This is a genomic window from Halomonas sp. CKK8 (assembly GCF_029625235.1).
Taxonomy (GTDB): Bacteria; Pseudomonadota; Gammaproteobacteria; order Pseudomonadales; family Halomonadaceae; genus Halomonas; species Halomonas ventosae.
Window position 1 is genome coordinate 1,336,257 of record NZ_CP121193.1, and the last position, 18,388, is coordinate 1,354,644.

The 18,388-nt window shown below is 67.8% G+C and carries 23 protein-coding genes; 18 read left to right on the forward strand and 5 right to left on the reverse strand.

Annotated elements, in window-relative coordinates; genetic code table 11:
• Nucleotides 1-8: 8 nt before the first annotated feature.
• Entirely contained in the window at nt 9-959 is a 951-nt protein-coding gene (locus P8934_RS06300) for a calcium/sodium antiporter (RefSeq protein ID WP_278033414.1), read from the reverse strand.
• A 137-nt stretch (nt 960-1,096) separates the two neighbouring features.
• Between P8934_RS06300 and P8934_RS06305 the strand changes: the two genes are divergently transcribed.
• The 9 genes from P8934_RS06305 to hisD all read left to right on the forward strand — a co-directional run bounded on the left by P8934_RS06305 (nt 1,097) and on the right by hisD (nt 7,916).
• Nucleotides 1,097-1,909 carry an ATP-binding cassette domain-containing protein gene (locus P8934_RS06305; protein ID WP_278033415.1) on the forward strand — a complete coding sequence of 271 codons (813 nt, stop codon included), beginning with the start codon at nt 1,097-1,099 and terminating at the stop codon, nt 1,907-1,909.
• Nucleotides 1,906-2,688 (forward strand): lipid asymmetry maintenance ABC transporter permease subunit MlaE, encoded by a 783-nt coding sequence (gene mlaE, locus P8934_RS06310; RefSeq protein ID WP_278033416.1) that lies wholly within the window; start codon nt 1,906-1,908, stop codon nt 2,686-2,688. Before P8934_RS06305 ends, mlaE begins: the two co-directional genes overlap by 4 nt.
• 16 nt (nt 2,689-2,704) lie before the next feature.
• Nucleotides 2,705-3,169: an outer membrane lipid asymmetry maintenance protein MlaD gene (gene mlaD, locus P8934_RS06315; protein ID WP_106229150.1), complete on the forward strand. Its 465-nt coding sequence runs from the start codon at nt 2,705-2,707 to the stop codon at nt 3,167-3,169.
• 14 nt (nt 3,170-3,183) lie between these two features.
• Nucleotides 3,184-3,825, forward strand: coding sequence for an ABC transporter substrate-binding protein (locus P8934_RS06320; RefSeq protein ID WP_278034005.1), 642 nt, complete (start codon nt 3,184-3,186; stop codon nt 3,823-3,825).
• Nucleotides 3,822-4,160 carry an STAS domain-containing protein gene (locus P8934_RS06325; protein WP_278033417.1) on the forward strand — a complete coding sequence of 113 codons (339 nt, stop codon included), beginning with the start codon at nt 3,822-3,824 and terminating at the stop codon, nt 4,158-4,160. Before P8934_RS06320 ends, P8934_RS06325 begins: the two co-directional genes overlap by 4 nt.
• 139 nt (nt 4,161-4,299) lie before the next feature.
• Entirely contained in the window at nt 4,300-4,554 is a 255-nt protein-coding gene (locus P8934_RS06330; RefSeq protein ID WP_133635911.1) for a BolA family protein, read from the forward strand.
• Between the two features lie 13 nt (nt 4,555-4,567).
• On the forward strand, nt 4,568-5,830 hold the full coding sequence (gene murA, locus P8934_RS06335; RefSeq protein ID WP_278033418.1) for a UDP-N-acetylglucosamine 1-carboxyvinyltransferase: 1,263 nt from the start codon (nt 4,568-4,570) through the stop codon (nt 5,828-5,830).
• Nucleotides 5,831-5,850: 20 nt separating this feature from the next.
• On the forward strand, nt 5,851-6,513 hold the full coding sequence (hisG, locus tag P8934_RS06340) for an ATP phosphoribosyltransferase (RefSeq protein WP_278033419.1): 663 nt from the start codon (nt 5,851-5,853) through the stop codon (nt 6,511-6,513).
• A gap of 80 nt (nt 6,514-6,593) precedes the next feature.
• A complete protein-coding gene (gene hisD / locus P8934_RS06345) occupies nt 6,594-7,916 on the forward strand; it encodes a histidinol dehydrogenase (RefSeq protein WP_278033420.1) in 1,323 nt (440 codons plus the stop codon).
• Nucleotides 7,917-8,011: 95 nt separating this feature from the next.
• Here hisD and P8934_RS06350 read toward each other — a convergent pair whose 3' ends face one another.
• The gene (locus tag P8934_RS06350) at nt 8,012-9,229 is read right to left on the reverse strand and encodes a Do family serine endopeptidase (protein WP_278033421.1); all 1,218 of its coding nucleotides are present in this window, start codon (nt 9,227-9,229) and stop codon (nt 8,012-8,014) included.
• 103 nt (nt 9,230-9,332) lie between these two features.
• Between P8934_RS06350 and P8934_RS06355 the strand changes: the two genes are divergently transcribed.
• A complete protein-coding gene (locus tag P8934_RS06355) occupies nt 9,333-10,094 on the forward strand; it encodes a Nif3-like dinuclear metal center hexameric protein (RefSeq protein ID WP_278033422.1) in 762 nt (253 codons plus the stop codon).
• Nucleotides 10,095-10,150: 56 nt separating this feature from the next.
• Here the strand turns inward: P8934_RS06355 and P8934_RS06360 are convergent, their stop codons facing one another.
• Nucleotides 10,151-10,591 carry a DUF1043 family protein gene (locus tag P8934_RS06360; RefSeq protein WP_278033423.1) on the reverse strand — a complete coding sequence of 147 codons (441 nt, stop codon included), beginning with the start codon at nt 10,589-10,591 and terminating at the stop codon, nt 10,151-10,153.
• A gap of 200 nt (nt 10,592-10,791) precedes the next feature.
• Here P8934_RS06360 and zapE point away from each other — a divergent pair, with 200 nt between their 5' ends.
• The 8 genes from zapE (at nt 10,792) to P8934_RS06400 (ending at nt 17,097) form a co-directional block, all read left to right on the forward strand.
• Nucleotides 10,792-11,982, forward strand: coding sequence for a cell division protein ZapE (gene zapE, locus P8934_RS06365; RefSeq protein WP_278033424.1), 1,191 nt, complete (start codon nt 10,792-10,794; stop codon nt 11,980-11,982).
• 159 nt (nt 11,983-12,141) lie between these two features.
• Nucleotides 12,142-12,570, forward strand: a complete 429-nt coding sequence (gene rplM, locus P8934_RS06370) for a 50S ribosomal protein L13 (RefSeq protein WP_133635903.1) — start codon at nt 12,142-12,144, stop codon at nt 12,568-12,570.
• A 13-nt stretch (nt 12,571-12,583) separates the two neighbouring features.
• Entirely contained in the window at nt 12,584-12,973 is a 390-nt protein-coding gene (rpsI, locus tag P8934_RS06375; protein ID WP_106229161.1) for a 30S ribosomal protein S9, read from the forward strand.
• Between the two features lie 220 nt (nt 12,974-13,193).
• Entirely contained in the window at nt 13,194-13,793 is a 600-nt protein-coding gene (gene petA / locus P8934_RS06380; protein ID WP_278033425.1) for a ubiquinol-cytochrome c reductase iron-sulfur subunit, read from the forward strand.
• On the forward strand, nt 13,793-15,052 hold the full coding sequence (locus P8934_RS06385; RefSeq protein ID WP_278033426.1) for a cytochrome bc complex cytochrome b subunit: 1,260 nt from the start codon (nt 13,793-13,795) through the stop codon (nt 15,050-15,052). Before petA ends, P8934_RS06385 begins: the two co-directional genes overlap by 1 nt.
• Nucleotides 15,052-15,819: a cytochrome c1 gene (locus P8934_RS06390; protein WP_133635900.1), complete on the forward strand. Its 768-nt coding sequence runs from the start codon at nt 15,052-15,054 to the stop codon at nt 15,817-15,819. The genes P8934_RS06385 and P8934_RS06390 overlap by 1 nt, the downstream gene beginning before the upstream one ends.
• Nucleotides 15,820-15,967: 148 nt before the next feature.
• The gene (gene sspA, locus P8934_RS06395; protein ID WP_278033427.1) at nt 15,968-16,594 is read left to right on the forward strand and encodes a stringent starvation protein SspA; all 627 of its coding nucleotides are present in this window, start codon (nt 15,968-15,970) and stop codon (nt 16,592-16,594) included.
• 47 nt (nt 16,595-16,641) lie between these two features.
• Nucleotides 16,642-17,097 carry a ClpXP protease specificity-enhancing factor gene (locus P8934_RS06400; protein ID WP_278033428.1) on the forward strand — a complete coding sequence of 152 codons (456 nt, stop codon included), beginning with the start codon at nt 16,642-16,644 and terminating at the stop codon, nt 17,095-17,097.
• Between the two features lie 94 nt (nt 17,098-17,191).
• On the opposite strand, the gene P8934_RS06405 is transcribed toward P8934_RS06400, so the two are convergent.
• Both P8934_RS06405 and P8934_RS06410 read right to left on the reverse strand, forming a co-directional pair.
• Nucleotides 17,192-17,770: a BON domain-containing protein gene (locus P8934_RS06405; protein WP_278033429.1), complete on the reverse strand. Its 579-nt coding sequence runs from the start codon at nt 17,768-17,770 to the stop codon at nt 17,192-17,194.
• A 4-nt stretch (nt 17,771-17,774) separates the two neighbouring features.
• On the reverse strand, nt 17,775-18,368 hold the full coding sequence (locus P8934_RS06410; protein WP_106229168.1) for a phosphoheptose isomerase: 594 nt from the start codon (nt 18,366-18,368) through the stop codon (nt 17,775-17,777).
• Between the last annotated feature and the right edge of the window lie 20 nt (nt 18,369-18,388).

Genomic DNA, 18,388 nt, shown 5'->3' on the forward strand with positions numbered 1-18,388 from the left:
CAAGGGGATCAGCCGACGGGGGAGGTACCGGCGCTGCCGAGCCAGACCAGGTAGCCGGCATAGCCGAGCACCAGCAAGCCCCCCGGCAGGCGCCCCAGGTGGCCGCGGCGGTTCCACAGCAGCAGCGCTCCCAGGGCCAGGGTCAACAGCAGCATCACCGGATAGTCGCGACCGGCGGCGGCGGGGTCCGTGGCGCCGGGGGCCAGCAGCGCCGGCACCGGGAGCACGGTCAGCATGTTGAAGAGGTTGGAGCCGATGACGTTGCCGATGGCCAGGTCGTGGTGGCGCTTGAGGGCGCTGGCCACGCAGGCCGCCAGTTCCGGCAGGCTGGTGCCGATGGCCACCACGGTCAGCCCGATCACCAGTTCGCTGACGCCGAGTCCCCGGGCCAGTTCGCTGGCGCCCCATACCAGGGCGCGGGAGCTGGCCACCATGATCACCAGGGTGGCCACCAGCCAGCCCAGGGCCTGGCCCAGCGGCATGCCGGGAATCTCGCCGGCACTCTCGTCGTCGGGGGTGTCGGCGCGGAACAGCCACCACAGGCTGAACACCAGCAGCACCAGCAGCAGCACGCCGTCGAGGCGGTCGAGGTGGCCGTTGGCCAGGGCGTAGCCGGCCAGGCCGGTGGCGCCGAGCAGCAGCGGCAGCTCGCGGCGCACGATGGAGAAGCGCACCGGGATGGGTACCACCAGCGCCGTCACGCCCAGCACCAGGGCGATGTTGGCGATGTTGGAGCCCAGTGCGTTGCCAACGGCGAGGTCCGGCACGCCATCCAGGGAGGCCATCACCGAGACCACGATCTCCGGCGCCGAGGTGCCCAGCGAGACGACGGTCATCCCCACCAGCAGGGTGCTCATGCCGGCCCGCCAGGCGGTGGCCGCGGCCGCGCCGACGAAGCGGTCGGCGCTCCACAGCAGGCCGACGAAGCCGAGCAGGACGATCAGCAGGGGGATGAGCATGGCGCGTTCCGCAACGGTGGGTGGAGGGCGCACATTGAACATGCCGGCCCCGGACGGTGCAAGGCGCGCGGGACGCTGGCGCCGCGGGGCATGGTTAGGATACGATGTTCGATAATATTCTCGAGGATGGTGAAGCGATGACGGACTCCCCCTTCGTGGAAGTGGAGAGCCTGCACTTCTCGCGTGGCGAGATGGACATCTTCAGCGGCGTCGACCTGGTCATCCCTCGCGGCCGAATCACGGCCATCATGGGCCCCAGCGGTACCGGCAAGACCACCCTGCTCAAGATGATCGGCGGCCAGCTGACCCCGGATGCGGGGCGGGTGCGCATCGACGGCCAGGATGTCCATGCGCTGTCGCGCAAGGCGCTGTTCGTGCTGCGCCGGCGCATGGGGATGCTGTTCCAGAGCGGGGCGCTTTTCTCCGACCTCGATGTCTACGAGAACGTGGCCTTCCCGCTGCGGGTGCATACCGACCTGCCCGAGGCGATGATCCGCGACGTGGTGCTGATGAAGCTCCAGGCCGTCGGGCTGCGCGGGGCCCGGGAGCTGATGCCCTCGGAGCTCTCCGGCGGCATGGCGCGCCGGGTGGCGCTGGCGCGCGCCATCGCCCTGGACCCGGAGCTGATCCTCTACGACGAGCCCTTTGCCGGGCAGGACCCCATCTCCATGGGCGTGCTGGTGCAGCTGATCAAGCGCCTCAACGAGGCCCTCGGGTTGACGGCGGTGGTGGTCTCCCACGACATCAAGGAGACGCTGTCCATCGCCGACTATGTCTACGTGATCGCCGACGGCCAGGTGATGGCCCATGGCACGCCGACGAGCCTTGACGCGGACCTCGACCCCCGGGTCAGCCAGTTCATGCATGGCGAGCCCGACGGGCCGGTGCCCTTCCACTATCCGGCGATGGACTTCCATGCCGATATCCTGGGCAGCGGGGGACCGCGATGATCGACCGTATCCGATACCTGGGGCGGCGTGGCTGCGACCTGATGGAGTCGCTGGGCCGGGCCGGCATCTTCCTCGGCCAGTCGGCGGTGGGGGTGCCGTCCCGGGAGGGGCTCTACCTCTGGGTGCGGCAGATGCACTTCGTCGGCGTGATGTCGCTGGCCATCGTGCTGGTCTCGGGGCTGTTCATCGGCATGGTGCTGGCCCTGCAGGGCTACACCATCCTGGTCGACTTCGGGGCCGAGCAGGCGCTGGGGCAGATGGTGGCCCTCTCCCTGCTGCGCGAGCTGGGGCCGGTGGTGGCGGCGCTGCTGTTCGCCGGCCGCGCAGGCTCTGCCCTGACCGCCGAGATCGGCCTGATGAAGGCCACCGAGCAGCTGACCAGCATGGAGATGATCGGCGTCGATCCGCTGCGTCGCATCGTGGCCCCGCGCCTCTGGGCCGGGTTCGTGGCCCTGCCGTTGCTGACCATCGGCTTCAGCGTGGTGGGCATATGGGGCGGCCAGCTGGTCGGCGTCGACTGGCTCGGCGTCTTCGAGGGCTCCTACTGGGGCAACATGCAGGCCAGCGTCGAGTTCGTCGACGACGTGGGCAACGGCCTGATCAAGAGCCTGGTGTTCGCCCTGGTGGTGACCTGGATCGCGGTGTTCCAGGGCTACGACCTGATCCCCACCTCGGAAGGCATCTCGCGTGCCACCACTCGGACGGTGGTCTATTCCTCTCTGGCGGTACTGGGCCTGGATTTCGTGCTCACCGCCCTGATGTTCGGAGAGCTTTCCTGATGTTCGGAGCAAACGGATGAAGCGCAGCAAGACGATGGAGCTCGGGGTCGGCCTGTTCATGCTGGCCGGCATCCTGGGCCTGGTGTTCCTGGGGCTCAGGGTCAGTGGCCTGAGCCTCGCCCTGCCCAGCGAGACCTTCCGGCTGGAGGCCAACTTCGCCAACATCGGCGGCCTCAAGCCGCGGGCGCGGGTCACCATGGCCGGTGTCACGGTGGGCCGGGTCGAGGCCATCGAGCTGGACACCGACTGGTACGACGCGCGGGTGGTGATGGAGCTCGATGGGCAGCTGGAAGGCCAGCTCCCCGAGGACAGTACCGCCGCCATCCTCACCGCGGGCCTGCTCGGTGAGCAGTATATCGGGCTCTCGGTGGGCGGGGCGCCCGAGACCCTCGCCGATGGCGATACCCTGCGCGATACCCAGTCTGCCCTGGTGCTCGAGGAGCTGATCCAGCAGTTCGTGTCCAGCATGGTCAAGGAGTGAACGAGATGAAGATGATGAACCTACGCGCGCTGTTCGCCGGGCTTGGCCTGCTGCTGCTGGCATTGCCGCTGCTGGCCGCGCAGCACGACCAGCGCCCCGAGCAGATGATCCGGGCCAGCATCGACGAGCTGATGACGCGGATCGAGGGGCGAGAGGACTACTTCGCCGACAACCTCGACGAGCTCGAGACGATCGTCGACGACAGCCTCGAGGGCGTGGCCGACTTCCGCTACATCGGCGCCAGCGTGATGGGGCGCTATTTCGGCAACGCCACGCCTCAGCAGCGGTCGCGCTTCGTCGAGACCTTTCGCAAGACCCTGATCGACACCTACGCCAAGGGCCTGGTCACCTTCGACTACCGCGAGATCCGGGTGCTCGACAACCAGCAGGCCTCGCGCTACGAGGACCAGGCCAGCGTGGCCATGGAGGTGGTGGCCAACGACGGTACCGTCTATCCCGTCAGCTACTCGCTGCGCCTGGACGACGGCCAGTGGAAGGTGGTCAACGTGATCGTCAACGGCATCAACCTGGGGCTCACCTTCCGCAACCAGTTCGACCAGGCGATGCGCGACCATAATCGCGACTATGACGCGGTCATCGATGACTGGGCGCCCGAACTTGCCGTCGAGGAGCTGGAGGAGGGCGGCAGCGCATGAGCGTGCTGCTGGAGCAGCGCAGTTCCTGCCTGGAGGCCGACGGCTGCCGCCTGGCGGTCACCGGCGAGGTCGGCTTCGAAGGCGCCGCGGCGATGGCCGAGGCCGGCACGGCCTGGCTGGTCGAGCGGCCGGCCGGCAGCGAGGTGGTCTTCGACCTGGGCGGCGTCGGCCGGGTCAGCAGCGCGGCGCTCAGCGTGCTGCTGGAGTGGACCCGCCAGGCCCGTGATGCCGGCGTCGAGGTGTCCGTCGTGCGCCTCTCGGCCCCCCTCGAGCGCCTGACTCGGGTCGCCGGTCTCGACACCCTGCTGCCGCTCGCCGAGCCGGTCGCCGCCTGAGCCGCCCTTCCTTCCCATCGCCAAGCGCGGCGCTTTTCTTTACCATGTGCTGCCATGAGATCCCCGCTGCCGGCGGCCACGCCGTGGCCGCCGGCAGCGTCTCCCCGACGAATCGACGAACCACAGGAGTGCCGGTGCCATGCAACCGAGCGAAGTGAAGGCGCTGCTCGAGAGCCGACTCGACGGCTGCGAGTTCCATATCCAGGGCGAAGGCTGCAACTTCCAGGTGGTGGCCGTGGGCGAGGTGTTCGAGGGGCTCTCGCCGGTCAAGCGCCAGCAGATGATCTATGGCGCGCTCTCCGAGGAGATCGCCTCCGGTGCCCTGCATGCGGTGAGCATCAAGACCTACACGCCGCAGCAGTGGCAGGCCGCCACCGACAACCAGGGGGCCTGAGGGTCGAGCTTCCATGGACAAGCTGATCATTACCGGTAACGGCCCCGTCGACGGCGAGGTCTGGGCCAGCGGCGCCAAGAATGCCGCCCTGCCGATCCTCTGCGCGACCCTGCTGGCCGACGAGCCGGTGACCATCGGCAACCTCCCGCACCTGCAGGACATCACCACCACCCTGGAGCTGCTCGGCCACATGGGGGTCGAGGCCGTGATGGGCGACAGGATGTGCATCCAGCTCGACGGCGCCCAGGTCACCGACTGCCATGCGCCCTATGAGCTGGTTAAGAAGATGCGCGCCTCGATCCTGGTGCTCGGCCCGCTGCTCGCCCATTTCGGCCATGCGGACGTCTCGCTGCCCGGCGGCTGTGCCATCGGCTCGCGGCCGGTGGACCTGCACCTCCGGGGGCTCGAGGCCATGGGGGCCGAGGTCAGCGTCGAGGCCGGCTACATCCGGGCGCGGGTCGATGGGCGGCTGCACGGCGCCACCATCTTCTTCGATACCGTCACCGTGACCGGCACCGAGAACCTGCTGATGGCGGCGACCCTGGCGGAGGGCACCACGGTGCTGGAGAACGCCGCCCGGGAACCCGAGGTGGTCGACCTGGCCGAGTGCCTGATCAAGATGGGCGCGAGGATCCGCGGCCAGGGCACCGACACCATCGTCATCGAGGGCGTCGAGCGGCTGCATGGTGCCTACCACGACGTGATGCCCGACCGCATCGAGACCGGCACCTTCCTGGTCGCCGCCGCGCTCTCGCGGGGGCGGGTGCGGGTGCGCAATACCCGCGCCGACATCCTCGATGCGGTGCTGGCCAAGCTCGAGGAGGCGGGGGCCACCATCACCACCGGCGAGGGCTGGATCGAGCTCGACATGCAGGGCCGGCGACCCAAGGCGGTCAACGTGCGCACCGCCCCCTATCCGGCCTTCCCCACCGACATGCAGGCCCAGTTCGTGGCGATGAATGCGGTGGCCGAGGGCACCGCCCGGGTGGTGGAGACCATCTTCGAGAACCGCTTCATGCACGTGCAGGAGCTCAACCGCATGGGGGCCGACATCGCCCTGGAAGGCAACACCGCGGTGATCACCGGGGTCGAGACCCTCTCCGGGGCACCGGTGATGGCCACCGACCTGCGCGCCTCCGCCTCGCTGGTGATCGCGGCGATGATGGCCGAGGGCGAGACCCTGGTCGACCGGATCTACCATATCGACCGCGGCTACGAGTGCATCGAGGAAAAACTGCAGCTGCTGGGCGCGCGCATCCGGCGCATCCCCGGCTGAGCAGACCAACAGGCGAGACCATGAGCAAGCAACTGATTCTGGCCCTCTCCAAGGGCCGCATTCTCGACGAGACCCTGCCGCTGCTGGCCGATGCCGGCATCACCCCGGTGGAGGACCTGGGCAAGAGCCGCAAGCTGCTGTTCGACACCAACCTGTCGGACGTCAAGCTGGTGGTGATCCGCGCCACGGACGTGCCGACCTACGTGCAGCTCGGTGCGGCGGACTTCGGCGTGGCCGGCAAGGACGTGTTGCTCGAGCACGGCGTCGAGGGCCTCTACGAGCCCCTCGACCTGGAGATCGCCCGTTGCCGGCTGATGACCGCCGGCATCGCCGGCGCCGAGCCGGCCCGGGCACGCCGGCGGGTGGCCACCAAGTTCGTCAACGTGGCTCGCCGCTACTATGCCGAGCAGGGGATCCAGGCCGAGGTCATCAAGCTCTACGGGGCCATGGAACTGGCCCCGCTGATGAACCTGGCCGACGAGATCGTCGATATCGTCGATACCGGCAACACCCTGCGGGCCAACGGCATGGAGCCCCGCGAACTGATCGCCCCGATCAGTACCCGGCTGGTGGTCAACAAGGCGGCCATGACCATGAAGCACGATCGCCTGAAACCGCTCATCGCCCGCCTGCGCGAGGCGGTGGCGGCGCGTCGCGATAGCCTCGCCGTGTCGGCCCCATAGCCTCGCCGACCTTGCTCGCGGCCCGGCGCCGCGGCAGTCTCACAGACAACGAGCCCCCGTTTCGAGAGGAAGTCACTGCCATGAGCCAATCCCCCATTGACGGCGTCGACATCGCGCGGCTCTCGACCTCGCAGGCCGACTTCGATCGCCGCCTGGCCGACCTGCTGGCCTGGGAGGGCGTCTCCGATGCCGAGGTCCAGCAGCGCGTCGACGAGATCCTCGCCGCCGTCAAGGCCCGGGGCGATGCCGCGCTGGTCGAGTACTCGAACCGCTTCGACCGCCTCGCCGTCGCCTCCATGGCCGAGTTGACCCTCAGCGAGGGACGATTGCGCCAGGCCTTCGAGGGGCTGCCGGCGGAGCAGCGCGAGGCGCTGTCGAGCGCCGCCGAGCGCATCCGCGCCTATCACGAGCGCCAGAAGCCCGCCTCCTGGCACTACACCGAGGCCGACGGCACCGTGCTGGGCCAGCAGGTCACGCCCCTGGATCGCGCGGGCATCTACGTGCCGGGCGGCAAGGCGGCCTATCCCTCCTCGGTGCTGATGAACGCCATTCCCGCCCATGTGGCCGGCGTGCGCGAGATCGTCATGGTGGTGCCGACCCCCGATGGCATCCTTAACGAGCTGGTGCTGGCCGCCGCCTATCTCGCCGGCGTCGACCACGTCTTCACCATCGGCGGTGCCCAGGCGGTGGCGGCCCTGGCCTTCGGCACCGAGACGGTGCCGCGGGTGGACAAGGTCGTCGGGCCGGGGAACATCTACGTGGCGACGGCCAAGCGGGCGGTGTTCGGCCAGGTGGGCATCGACATGATCGCCGGCCCTTCCGAGATCCTGGTGGTCTCGGATGGCGGGACCGACCCGGACTGGCTGGCCATGGACCTCTTCTCCCAGGCCGAGCACGACGAGGATGCCCAGGCGGTGCTGGTGAGCTGGGACCTCGAGCACCTGCAGGCGGTGGAGGCGTCCATCGCGCGGCTGCTGCCGACCCTCGAGCGCGCCCCCATCGTGCGCGAGTCGCTGGCCCGCCGCGGCGCGCTGATCCACTGCCGGGATCGTGACGAGGCGGTGATGCTGATCAACCGCATCGCTCCGGAGCACCTGGAGCTCTCGGTGGCCAATCCCGAGGGCTGGCTGCCCCAGGTGCGCCATGCCGGAGCCATCTTCATGGGGCGCTATACCGCCGAGGCGCTGGGCGACTACTGTGCCGGCCCCAACCATGTGCTGCCCACCTCGGGCACGGCGCGCTTCTCCTCGCCGCTGGGGGTCTACGACTTCCAGAAGCGCTCCTCGATCATCCACTGCTCGGCGGAGGGCGCCGGGGCGCTCGGCAAGGTGGCCTCCACCCTGGCCAGGGGCGAGTCGCTCACCGCCCACGCCCGTTCTGCCGAGTATCGCCTCAAGCCGTGACGTCGCGAAGGGGCATGAGCTGCCCCGGGACAGCAGAGGGCCCCGCCGATTCGGCGGGGCCCTTCGTCGTCGAGGGGCGTTGTCGAGAGGGGGCGTCACTCCGTGTCGGGGCGGCGCGTCTCCGGGGTCGGGCGTTCGCCGAGCTCGATGGTCAGCTCCCGACGCTCGCCGCCACGGACGATCGTCAGCGGCAGGCGGGTGCCGGGCGCCACCGCGGCGATGTCGCTCATGGTGCGCCGGGGGTCGAGCACCGGCTGGCCGTCGACCTCGAGCAGCACGTCGCCGGGCTGCAGGCCCGCACGGTCGGCAGGGCCGTCCGGCACCACGCCGGCGATGATCACCCCGGCGGGCGTCTGCAGGCCGAAGGAGGCGGCCAGTTCCTGGTTGAGCTCCTGGGCCTCGATGCCCATCCAGCCGCGGATGACGCGCCCGCGGGTGACCAGCTCCTCGAGGATGTTGCGGGCCAGGTTGGCGGGGATGGCGAAGCCGATGCCCTGGGAGCCGCCTGAGCGCGAGAAGATCGCGGTGTTGATGCCGACCAGGGCACCCTCGGCATTGACCAGCGCGCCGCCCGAGTTGCCGGGGTTGATGGCGGCATCGGTCTGGATGAAGTCCTCGTAGGCATTGAGCCCCAGGTGGCTGCGCCCGGTGGCGCTGATGATGCCCATGGTCACCGTCTGTCCCACGCCGAAGGGGTTGCCGATGGCCAGCGAGACGTCGCCCACGGCGACCCGGGTGGTGTCGGTCAGTTCGATCACCGGCAGCGATTCCAGGTCGATGCGCAGCACGGCAAGGTCGCTCTCGGGGTCGGTGCCGATCACCTCGGCCAGGGTCTCGCGACCGTCGCGCAGGGCGACCTGGATCTGGTCGGCCCCGCGGATCACGTGGTGGTTGGTCAGCACGTAGCCATCGTCACTGACGATGACCCCGGAGCCGAGGCTGGAGAGCATGCGTTGGCGGCTCGGCAACTCGTCACCGAAGAACTGGCGGAAGAAGGGGTCCGACATCAGCGGGTGCTCCTCCCGCTCGACCACCCGGGTGGAGTAGATGTTGACGACCGCCGGCGCGGCCCGCTCCACCGCCTGTGCATAGCTGGCCGGCCCCTGCCGGCGCGTGAGGGGCTCGGCCTGGCGCACCTCCGGGGCCTCGCGTGAGCTGGCCGCGTCGTCGGACTGCACCAGTGCCGGCGTGGCGGGAGCCGTCGGCGGGGGGGGCGGCCGGCCGATCAGCTGGGGGAAGGCATTGAGCAGCACGATGGCCGCCAGCACACCGATCAGGACGGGCCAGAGGTAGGGGAGCAGGGAGCGTCTCATGCAGCGGGGGTCCTTGTCGGCGGTGCCTGGTCGCGGGGTATCCTCCCGCTGGTTACACTGTGCGGATTGTAACATTGCCAACCCGACCGCGCCCGGAGGCTGCATGACGAATCGTGACGACCTGGTCGCCGCCTGCGACCGACTGCTCGAACCCGAACGTTTCAAGGACTACACCGAGAACGGTCTGCAGGTGGCCGGCAGTGACCGCGTGGCCCGGGTGATGACCGGCGTGACGGCCTGCCAGGCGTTGCTCGATGAGGCCGTGGCCTGGCAGGCCGACCTGGTGCTGGTCCACCACGGCTACTTCTGGAAGAACGAGCCGGTCACCATCACTGGCATGAAGCGGCGGCGCCTCGCCACGCTGCTGGCCCATGACATCAGTCTGCTGGCTTACCACCTGCCGCTGGATGCCCACCCCGAGCTCGGCAATAACGCCGAGCTCGGTCGGCGGCTGGGCTTCACCGTCACGGGCTGCGCCGATGGCGAGCTCGGCGAGGGACTGGTATGGCTGGGCGAGCCCCGGCCGGGCCTCGACGCCGCCGGCCTGGCCCGCGACGTCGAGGCGTGCCTGGGTCGCCAGCCGCTACTGGTCGAGGCGCCGGGGGGCGGCGAGATTCGGCGTATCGCCTGGTGCACCGGCGGGGCCCAGGACATGATTACCGTTGCCCGGGAGGCCGGGGCCGATGCCTTCATCTCCGGTGAGATCTCCGAACGCACCACCCATCTGGCCCGCGAGATGGGCATCCACTACCTGGCAGCGGGCCACCATGCGACCGAGCGCTACGGGGTCCAGGCGCTGGGCGAGCGGCTCGCGGCAGAGTTCGCTGTCGAGCATCGCTTCGTCGACGTCGACAACCCCGCCTGAGCGAAGGGCATGCGCCCCCGCGACCGGGGGCGCATGCGCCGGGTAGCGGGAAGCGCTCAGTAGCGTGGTGGCTGGGGGGTGGAGGCGTCATCCTGCTTGAGGCCGAAGTCCTCGGAGAGGGTGCCGCGGTTGCCGTCGGCGTAGTCGCGGGGCACGGCGGGTTCCGTGGTAGCCGTGTCGGAGTCTGGGGAGACGGCGTCCAGGGCCTGGCGGCGCAGCGAGCGGGCGCCCAGGCGCTCCCGGGCCTCCTCGGCCTCCTGCTCGAGGCCTCGGCTCTCACGCTGCAGGCTCTCGGCGAGCCGGGCGATCCGCTCCAGGCCATCGCTCATGCCATCCTTGAGTTCCGCCAGCTCCCTCTCGCGCTCGGCGAGGCGCTGGCGCAGGCGCTGGGTGTTGCCGGCGCTGGCGTTCAGCAGGTGGTAGCCCAGGGCCCCGATGCCGATGCCGGCCAGCAGGCAGGCGATGGCCAGCACCCAGTTGATGTTGGTCTCGTCCACGTTGTGCGTTCTCCCTGGAGCGTTGGGCGACATGCCGCGCGAGGCGCGGGAGCGTCATGGGGCCGGACGGGGTCCGGGGGTCCATTATAGGGGCGACGCGGTGCGCCGGGTCAACGCGGCGGCCGGCGATGCCAAGAGCGGGCGGGATGCGTATAATGCCTCCCCGCGAACGTCCCGAGTAAAGGCCCTCAGGAATCCCCATGAGCGAGACGCATCCTCCAACGGCTTCCCGCAACGCGCGGCCCCCCGAGACGCCGATGACCCGCTACCGGGCGGATCTCGAGCGCCACGGCTTCCAGCCCGACGCCGCCCAGGAGCAGGCGGTGACGCACCTGCAGCGTCTCTACGACGAGCTGGTGGCGACCCCGCCTTCCCGGGTGGTGCCGCCCAGACGCGGTGGCGGGCTGAAGTCGCGGGTGGCCGGCCTGTTCGGTCGGCGCGACCGCGAGGCGCCGCCCGAGCCGGCGCTGCCCGCGATCCACGGGCTCTACTTCTGGGGCGGGGTGGGGCGCGGCAAGACCTACCTCATGGATACCTTCTTCGAGACGCTGCCCTTTCCCGAGAAGATGCGCACCCACTTCCACCGTTTCATGCAGCGGGTGCACAACGAGTTGGAGCACTACAAGGGCGAGCGCAACCCGCTGACGCTGATCGCCGCCAAGTTCGCCGCCGAGGCCCGAGTGATCTGTTTCGACGAGTTCTTCGTCAAGGACATCACCGACGCCATGATCCTGGCCAACCTGCTCGAGTCGCTCTTCGCCCACGGCGTGGTGCTGGTAGCGACCTCGAACATCGTGCCCGGTGAGCTCTACAAGGATGGCCTGCAACGGGCTCGCTTCCTGCCGGCCATCGACCTGCTCGAGCGTCACTGCGAGGTGGTCAACGTGGACTCGGGGATCGACTACCGCCTGCGCGCCCTGGAGCGGGCCGAGATCTTCCATGCGCCCCTCGACGACGAGGCCGAGGCCGAGCTGGCCCGCAGCTTCCGCGAGATCGCCGGCCACGCGGGCGAGGAGGGGGCGCCGATCGAGATCAACCACCGGGTGCTGCACACCCGCCGGCTGCATGACGACGTGGTGTGGTTCGAGTTCACCGAGCTCTGCGACGGCCCCCGCAGCCAGAACGACTACATCGAGCTGGCCCGGGAGTTCCACAGCGTGCTGGTCTCCAACGTGACCCGCATGAGTGGCGCGACGGATGATCAGGCCAGGCGCTTCATCAACATGGTCGACGAGTTCTACGACCGGGGCGTCAAGCTGCTGATGTCCGCCGAGGTGCCGGCCGAACAGCTCTACCGCGACGGTCGCCTGGAGTTCGAGTTCCAGCGCACCCTCTCGCGGCTCCAGGAGATGCAGTCCCACGACTACCTGGCGCTGCCCCACAAGCCATGAGGGCGATGCTGCCCCTTTCCCCGAGGGGGTCGGCTCGTGTAGAATGCGCGCTCGCTCGACTGTTGCCTTCTCTCCGGGGCAGGCAACCAAGAAGAATAGGGATGGTTCCATGCCGGACGCCCGGCGGCAGAACCCAATACATCAAATGGTGATTCATCCATGAAGACGTTCACTGCCAAACCGCAGTCCGTCCAGCGCGACTGGTTCGTCGTCGACGCTGCGGACAAGACGCTCGGCCGCCTGGCCACCGAGATCGCTCGCCGCCTGCGCGGCAAGCACAAGCCGGAATATACCCCGCACGTGGATACCGGTGACTATATCGTCGTGATCAACGCCGAGAAGGTCCATGTCACCGGCAACAAGGCCAGTGCCAAGACCTACTACCGCCATACCGGCTACCCGGGTGGCCTGCGCTCCATGAATTTCGAGAAGATGATCGCCCACGCGCCGGAGCGTGTCATCGAGTCCGCCGTCAAGGGCATGCTGCCGAAGGGTCCCCTGGGCCGTGCCATGTACTCGAAGCTCAAGGTCTACGCCGGCACCGAGCATCCGCACGCTGCCCAGCAGCCGCAAGCACTGAACATCTGAGGGAGTCTTCGCCATGACACAGCAGTATTACGGTACCGGGCGCCGCAAGACCTCTACCGCCCGCGTCTTCCTGAAGCCGGGCACCGGCAAGATCACCGTCAACAGCCGCGAGCTGGACCAGTACTTCGGTCGCGTCACCGGCCGCATGGTGGTTCGCCAGCCGCTGGAGCTGACCGATACCCTCGGCCAGTTCGACGTCTACGTCACCGTCAAGGGCGGTGGTGGCTCGGCCCAGGCCGGCGCCATCCGTCACGGCATCACCCGTGCGCTGATGGACTACAACGAGGACTTCCGTGGCCAGCTGCGCGAGGCGGGCTACGTTACCCGTGACGCCCGCCAGGTCGAGCGCAAGAAGGTCGGCCTGCGCAAGGCGCGTCGCCGTCCGCAGTTCTCCAAGCGCTGATACGCCTCGTATTGCCGCACGAAAACGCCCAGGTCCAGCGACCTGGGCGTTTTTTGTTCTGGATCAAGAATTTGTCGTCAGGTTTCCCGCTTGCTCAGGGAACCTTTCCTTGTGCGGGGCGACACGATTTTTTACCATAGACTGCATTTGGTATCCGTGGTCGCGGGGGATTCACTGCCCGTGATGGAACAGCGGGTAAGCTGATGGGAGAAACCTGAAAATGGCAGATAACGGCGTAAACAAGGGTCGGCGCCGTTTCCTCGTAGGTGCCACCACCGTCGTGGGTGCGGTGGGTGCCGTCGGGGTTGCGGTCCCCTTTGTGGCTTCCTGGCAGCCTAGTGCCAGGGCAAGAGCGGCGGGTGCCCCCGTCCAGGCCGACGTGTCGAAGCTCGAACCCGGGCAGCGCATGACCGTCGAGTGGCGGGGCAAGCCGGTATGGATCCTCAATCGCTCCCCGGAGATGATCGAGCGCACCGAGTCTATCGATGTCGACCGGCTGGCCGACCCGCAGTCCGAGGTGCCCCAGCAGCCCGCCTACATCGAGGGCCCGCTGCGCTCCATCAAGCCCGAGATCGGCGTGATCATCGGCATCTGCACCCACCTGGGCTGCTCACCGCTGTTCAAGCCCGAGCCTGATGCCGAAGGCGTCGGTGTGGATAACTGGCCGGGCGGCTTCTTCTGCCCCTGCCACGGCTCGCGCTTCGACCTGGCCGGTCGGGTGTTCCGCAACGTGCCGGCGCCGACCAACCTCGAGGTCCCGCCTTACCGCTTCGACAGCGACGTGCTGATCACGGTCGGCGAAGATGAGGAGACTGCCTGATGGGTAACCCGAACAAAGTCAAGGCGGAGCGCGGCTTGATGCGCTGGGTCGATGACCGCTTCCCGGCCACCCAGATGTGGCAGGACCACATGGCGAAGTACTACGCGCCGAAGAACTTCAACTTCTGGTACTTCTTCGGTTCGCTGGCGCTGCTGGTGCTGGTCAACCAGATCCTCACCGGTGTCTGGCTGACCATGAGCTACAACCCCACCGCCGAGGGCGCCTTCGCCTCGGTGGAGTACATCATGCGCGACGTGGAGTACGGCTGGCTGATCCGCTACATGCACTCCACCGGCGCGACCGCCTTCTTCGTGGTCGTCTACCTGCACATGTTCCGCGGCCTGCTCTATGGCTCCTACAAGGCGCCCCGTGAGCTGGTATGGATCTTCGGCATGGCCATCTACCTGGCGTTGATGGCCGAGGCCTTCATGGGCTACCTGCTGCCCTGGGGCCAGATGTCCTACTGGGGCGCCCAGGTGATCATCTCGCTCTTCTCGGCGATCCCGGTGATCGGGCCCGACCTGACCCAGTGGATCCGCGGTGACTTCCTGATCTCCGGCATCACCCTCAACCGCTTCTTCGCCCTGCACGTGGTGGCGCTGCCGATCGTGATCCTGGCGCTGGTGGTGCTGCACATCATCGCCCTGCACGAGGTCGGCTCAAACAACCCCGACGGCATCGACATCAAGAAGAAGAAGGACGAGAGCGGCAAGCCGCTGGATGGCATCCCCTTCCACCCCTACTACACGGTCAAGGACCTGGTCGGCGTGGCGGTGTTCCTGTTCGTCTTCTGCGTGGTGATCTTCTACTTCCCGGAAGGCGGTGGCTACTTCCTCGAGAAGCCCAACTTCGAGCCGGCCAACCCGCTCAAGACCCCGGATCACATCGCGCCGGTATGGTACTTCACGCCCTTCTACGCGATCCTGCGCGCGATCACCTTCTCGCTGTTCGGCCTCGACGCCAAGTTCCTCGGCGTTATCGCCATGGGCGCGGCCATCGCGGTGCTCTTCGTGCTGCCCTGGCTCGACCGCAGCCCGGTGCGCTCGATGCGCTACAAGGGCTGGATGTCCAAGGTGATGCTGGCGCTGTTCGCGATCAGCTTCCTGATCCTGGGCGTGCTCGGGGTATTGCCGGTCACCGAGGGGCGTACGCTGCTGTCCCAGGTGTGCACCGTCATCTACTTCGCCTTCTTCCTGCTGATGCCGTTCTATACCCGGCTGGAGAAGACCAAACCCGTTCCGGAAAGGGTGACTGGCTAATGAAAAAGCAACTGTTCGCACTGCTCTTCGCGCTGGTGCCCGTCACGGCGATGGCCGCGGGGGGCGCGAGCGTCCCCTACTCCATGGAGCCCGACCTGGAGGACAAGGCCTCGCTGCAGAACGGCATGAAGCTCTATGTCAACTACTGCATGGGGTGCCACTCCCTGGAGCACCAACGGTTCGCGCGTGCCGCCGAGGACCTGAACATCCCCCAGGACCTCGTCGAGGAGAACCTGATCTTCTCCTCGGACCTGGCCTTCAACGACCAGATGCACATCGCCATGGACAGCGGTGACGCCGAGGCCTGGTTCGGTGCTCCGCCGCCCGACCTGACCCTCGAGTCGCGGCTGCGTGGCAACGACTGGATCTACTCCTACCTGCTCTCCTTCTACAAGGATCCCAGCACCGGCACGGGCGTCAACAACGCGGTCTTCCCGCTGGTGGCCATGCCCAACGTGCTGGAGCCGCTGCAGGGGGTGCAGGAGAAGGTGTGCGCCGAGACGGACCAGCCGGTCGAGGGGGCCGAGCTCGATCCCCTGACCGGCAAGTACCAGTCCTGCGAGACGTTGCAGATCACCCAGCCCGGCGAGATGGAACCGGCGGAGTTCGAGGAGGCGGTCTACGACCTCACCAACTTCCTCGCCTACGTGGGTGAGCCGTCCAAGCTGCAGGCGCAGTCGCTGGGACCGAAGGTGCTGATCTTCATCTTCATCTTCGGGGTCATCTCCTACCTGCTCAAGCGCGAGTACTGGCGCGACGTCCACTGATCCGTCTGCGACGGACATCCACGAGGGGCGCATGGTCGAGGGCCATGCGCCCCTCGTGGTCTCTGCCCGATACCGGGCGGCACGATGGCCCTCAAGGCGGGGCCTGTCGTGTTATCATCTCGGCACGAACTGATGCGAGGATTGTTACATGGGTGTAGTGGCCAAGCGGTCGTCGATGATCTTCTATTCCGGAGGGGATGACCATTACAGTCATCGTGTGCGAATCGTGCTCGCCGAGAAGGGCGTGGCCGTCGATATCGTCGAGGTGACCGACGAGCAGCACCCCGAGGAACTCGCCGACCTCAACCCCTACAACAGCGTGCCCACGCTGCTCGACCGCGACCTGGTGCTCTACGAGTCCAAGGTGATGATGGAATACCTCGACGAGCGCTTCCCGCACCCGCCGCTGCTGCCCGTCTATCCCGTGGCGCGCGCCAAGAGCCGCCTGTGGATGCACCGCATCGAGCGCGAGTGGTGCCCGCTGGTCGAGCAGATCCAGCGTGGCGCGAAGAAGGACGCTGAGAAGGCCCGCAAGGAGCTGCGTGAGAGCCTGGTCGGTATCTCGCCGATCTTCGAGGACATGCCCTACTTCATGAGCGAGGAGTTCACCCTGGTGGACTGCTGCCTGGCCCCGATCCTCTGGCGCCTGCCGGTGCTGGGCATCGAGCTGCCCGAGAAGCAGGTCAAGCCGCTGATGGGCTACATGGAGCGCCTGTTCGACCGCGATGGCTTCAAGGCAGCCCTCAGCGAAAGCGAGCGCGAGATGCGCGCCTGAACTTCGATCCGGTGCAGACCGGGTCCCCGACCCAGGAGGGCCAAGCGATGCTATCGAGCCGTCCCTATATTGCCAGGGCCCTTTACCAGTGGCTGCTGGACAACGACCTGACCCCCTACATCGTCGTCGATGCCGAGCAGGCGGGTGTCGAGGTTCCCCGCCAGTTCGTGCAGAACGGCCAGATCGTGCTGAACCTGGCGCCCACCGCCGTGCGCGACTTCGCCATGGAGAACGAGGCGGTGAGCTTCTCGGCGCGCTTCGGGGGCCGCCCCATGCAGGTGATGGTGCCCATCGAGGCGTTGATCGCGATCTACGCGCGGGAGAACGGCGTGGGCATGGTGTTCGGCCATGAACCGGTGATTCCGGCCGAGGCCGACGAGGCAGGCGAGAAGGAGCCCCACCTCAATGAGGTGGAAAGTGCCGATGACGCCCCGCAGGACGATGACCAGGGCGACGAGACACCGCCGCGCAAGGGGCGCCCCTCGCTGCGGGTCATCAAGTGATCCGCGAGTGACCGGCTAGCCGCGTTCCCCGACGTGGATCATCGACGCGAGACGGCAGGCCCATGGGCCTGCCGTCTCGCGTTCCGGGGGCGGCTCAGTCCAGGTAGTCGAAGACCTTGACGATGCGCTGCATGCCGCCGACGCCCGCGACGGCCTGGACGATGCGCTCCGCCTCGTTGCGGGTGACGATGCCCATCAGGTAGACGCTGTTGTTCTCGACGACCACCCGGATGCGGCCGGAGTCGATCTCCTCGTTGGCCGCCAGGCTGGTACGGATACGGGTCCTCAGCCAGGTGTCGGAGAGGCGCTGGCTGGCCGGCAGGTTGGCGGCGATGGAGAGCTCGTTGTGCACCTCGCGGACGTTGCGCACCTTGCTGGCGACCTCCTCGGCCCTCGCCTTGAGCTCCTCGCTCGGCACCTGGCCGGTGAGCAGGACGACGCCGTTGAAGCTGTCGACGTTGATGCGGGCATCGCCCAGCCGGGCATCGGTGCGGCCGAGATTGTGGCCGATCTTGGTCTCGATGCTCTCGTCCTCGACCTGGGTGCCGAAGGTACGCTCGCCGTAGTTCTCGTCGATGGTGCCGGGGGTGGTGACGCCGGTCACGGTGGTGCAGCCGGCAAGGCCGAGGCCGAGGGTGAGCAGCAGGGGCGTGAGAAGGGACTTCCTGGTCATGGGGTCACTCGCTTGTGCCGAAGAGTTGTTCGTCGATCAGGTCGCAAAGGCAGTGGATCGCCAGCAGATGGACCTCCTGGATGCGTGCGGTGGAGGTCGCCGGCACGCGGATCTCGCAGTCGTCCTGGCCCAGCAGCGAGGCCATGTCGCCACCGTCGCGGCCGGTCAGGGCCACCACCGTCATGTCGCGGTCGTGGGCGGCCTGGATCGCCTGGATGACGTTGGCCGAGTTGCCGCTGGTGGAGATCGCCAGCAGGATGTCGCCGGGCTGGCCCAGGGCACGGATCTGCTTGGAGAAGACCTCGTTGTAGCTGTAGTCGTTGGCGATCGAGGTCAGGGTCGAGGTGTCGGTGGTCAGGGCCAGGGCCGGCAGGCTGGGGCGTTCCCGCTCGAAGCGGTTGAGCAGCTCGGAGGAGAAGTGCTGGCTGTCACCGGCGCTGCCACCGTTGCCGCAGGCCAGGATCTTGCCCTCGTTGACCAGGCACTGGACCATCATCTGGCTGGCCACCTCGATGAAGGGCGGCAGTACCTCACTGGCGTAGGTCTTGGTGTCGATACTGGCGTTGAAGTGGCCGAGAATTCGCTGCTGGAAATCCATGCGGGGTTCCTGGTCCTTTT

Bases quoted from the DNA above. Each gene is read 5' to 3' on its own strand.
- P8934_RS06300 (WP_278033414.1), bottom strand. From the start codon at position 959: ATGCTCATCCCCCTGCTGATCGTCCTGCTCGGCTTCGTCGGCCTGCTG.
- P8934_RS06305 (WP_278033415.1), top strand. From the start codon at position 1,097: ATGACGGACTCCCCCTTCGTGGAAGTGGAGAGCCTGCACTTCTCGCGT.
- mlaE (WP_278033416.1), top strand. From the start codon at position 1,906: ATGATCGACCGTATCCGATACCTGGGGCGGCGTGGCTGCGACCTGATG.
- mlaD (WP_106229150.1), top strand. From the start codon at position 2,705: ATGAAGCGCAGCAAGACGATGGAGCTCGGGGTCGGCCTGTTCATGCTG.
- P8934_RS06320 (WP_278034005.1), top strand. From the start codon at position 3,184: ATGAACCTACGCGCGCTGTTCGCCGGGCTTGGCCTGCTGCTGCTGGCA.
- P8934_RS06325 (WP_278033417.1), top strand. From the start codon at position 3,822: ATGAGCGTGCTGCTGGAGCAGCGCAGTTCCTGCCTGGAGGCCGACGGC.
- P8934_RS06330 (WP_133635911.1), top strand. From the start codon at position 4,300: ATGCAACCGAGCGAAGTGAAGGCGCTGCTCGAGAGCCGACTCGACGGC.
- murA (WP_278033418.1), top strand. From the start codon at position 4,568: ATGGACAAGCTGATCATTACCGGTAACGGCCCCGTCGACGGCGAGGTC.
- hisG (WP_278033419.1), top strand. From the start codon at position 5,851: ATGAGCAAGCAACTGATTCTGGCCCTCTCCAAGGGCCGCATTCTCGAC.
- hisD (WP_278033420.1), top strand. From the start codon at position 6,594: ATGAGCCAATCCCCCATTGACGGCGTCGACATCGCGCGGCTCTCGACC.
- P8934_RS06350 (WP_278033421.1), bottom strand. From the start codon at position 9,229: ATGAGACGCTCCCTGCTCCCCTACCTCTGGCCCGTCCTGATCGGTGTG.
- P8934_RS06355 (WP_278033422.1), top strand. From the start codon at position 9,333: ATGACGAATCGTGACGACCTGGTCGCCGCCTGCGACCGACTGCTCGAA.
- zapE (WP_278033424.1), top strand. From the start codon at position 10,792: ATGAGCGAGACGCATCCTCCAACGGCTTCCCGCAACGCGCGGCCCCCC.
- rplM (WP_133635903.1), top strand. From the start codon at position 12,142: ATGAAGACGTTCACTGCCAAACCGCAGTCCGTCCAGCGCGACTGGTTC.
- rpsI (WP_106229161.1), top strand. From the start codon at position 12,584: ATGACACAGCAGTATTACGGTACCGGGCGCCGCAAGACCTCTACCGCC.
- petA (WP_278033425.1), top strand. From the start codon at position 13,194: ATGGCAGATAACGGCGTAAACAAGGGTCGGCGCCGTTTCCTCGTAGGT.
- P8934_RS06385 (WP_278033426.1), top strand. From the start codon at position 13,793: ATGGGTAACCCGAACAAAGTCAAGGCGGAGCGCGGCTTGATGCGCTGG.
- P8934_RS06390 (WP_133635900.1), top strand. From the start codon at position 15,052: ATGAAAAAGCAACTGTTCGCACTGCTCTTCGCGCTGGTGCCCGTCACG.
- sspA (WP_278033427.1), top strand. From the start codon at position 15,968: ATGGGTGTAGTGGCCAAGCGGTCGTCGATGATCTTCTATTCCGGAGGG.
- P8934_RS06400 (WP_278033428.1), top strand. From the start codon at position 16,642: ATGCTATCGAGCCGTCCCTATATTGCCAGGGCCCTTTACCAGTGGCTG.
- P8934_RS06405 (WP_278033429.1), bottom strand. From the start codon at position 17,770: ATGACCAGGAAGTCCCTTCTCACGCCCCTGCTGCTCACCCTCGGCCTC.
- P8934_RS06410 (WP_106229168.1), bottom strand. From the start codon at position 18,368: ATGGATTTCCAGCAGCGAATTCTCGGCCACTTCAACGCCAGTATCGAC.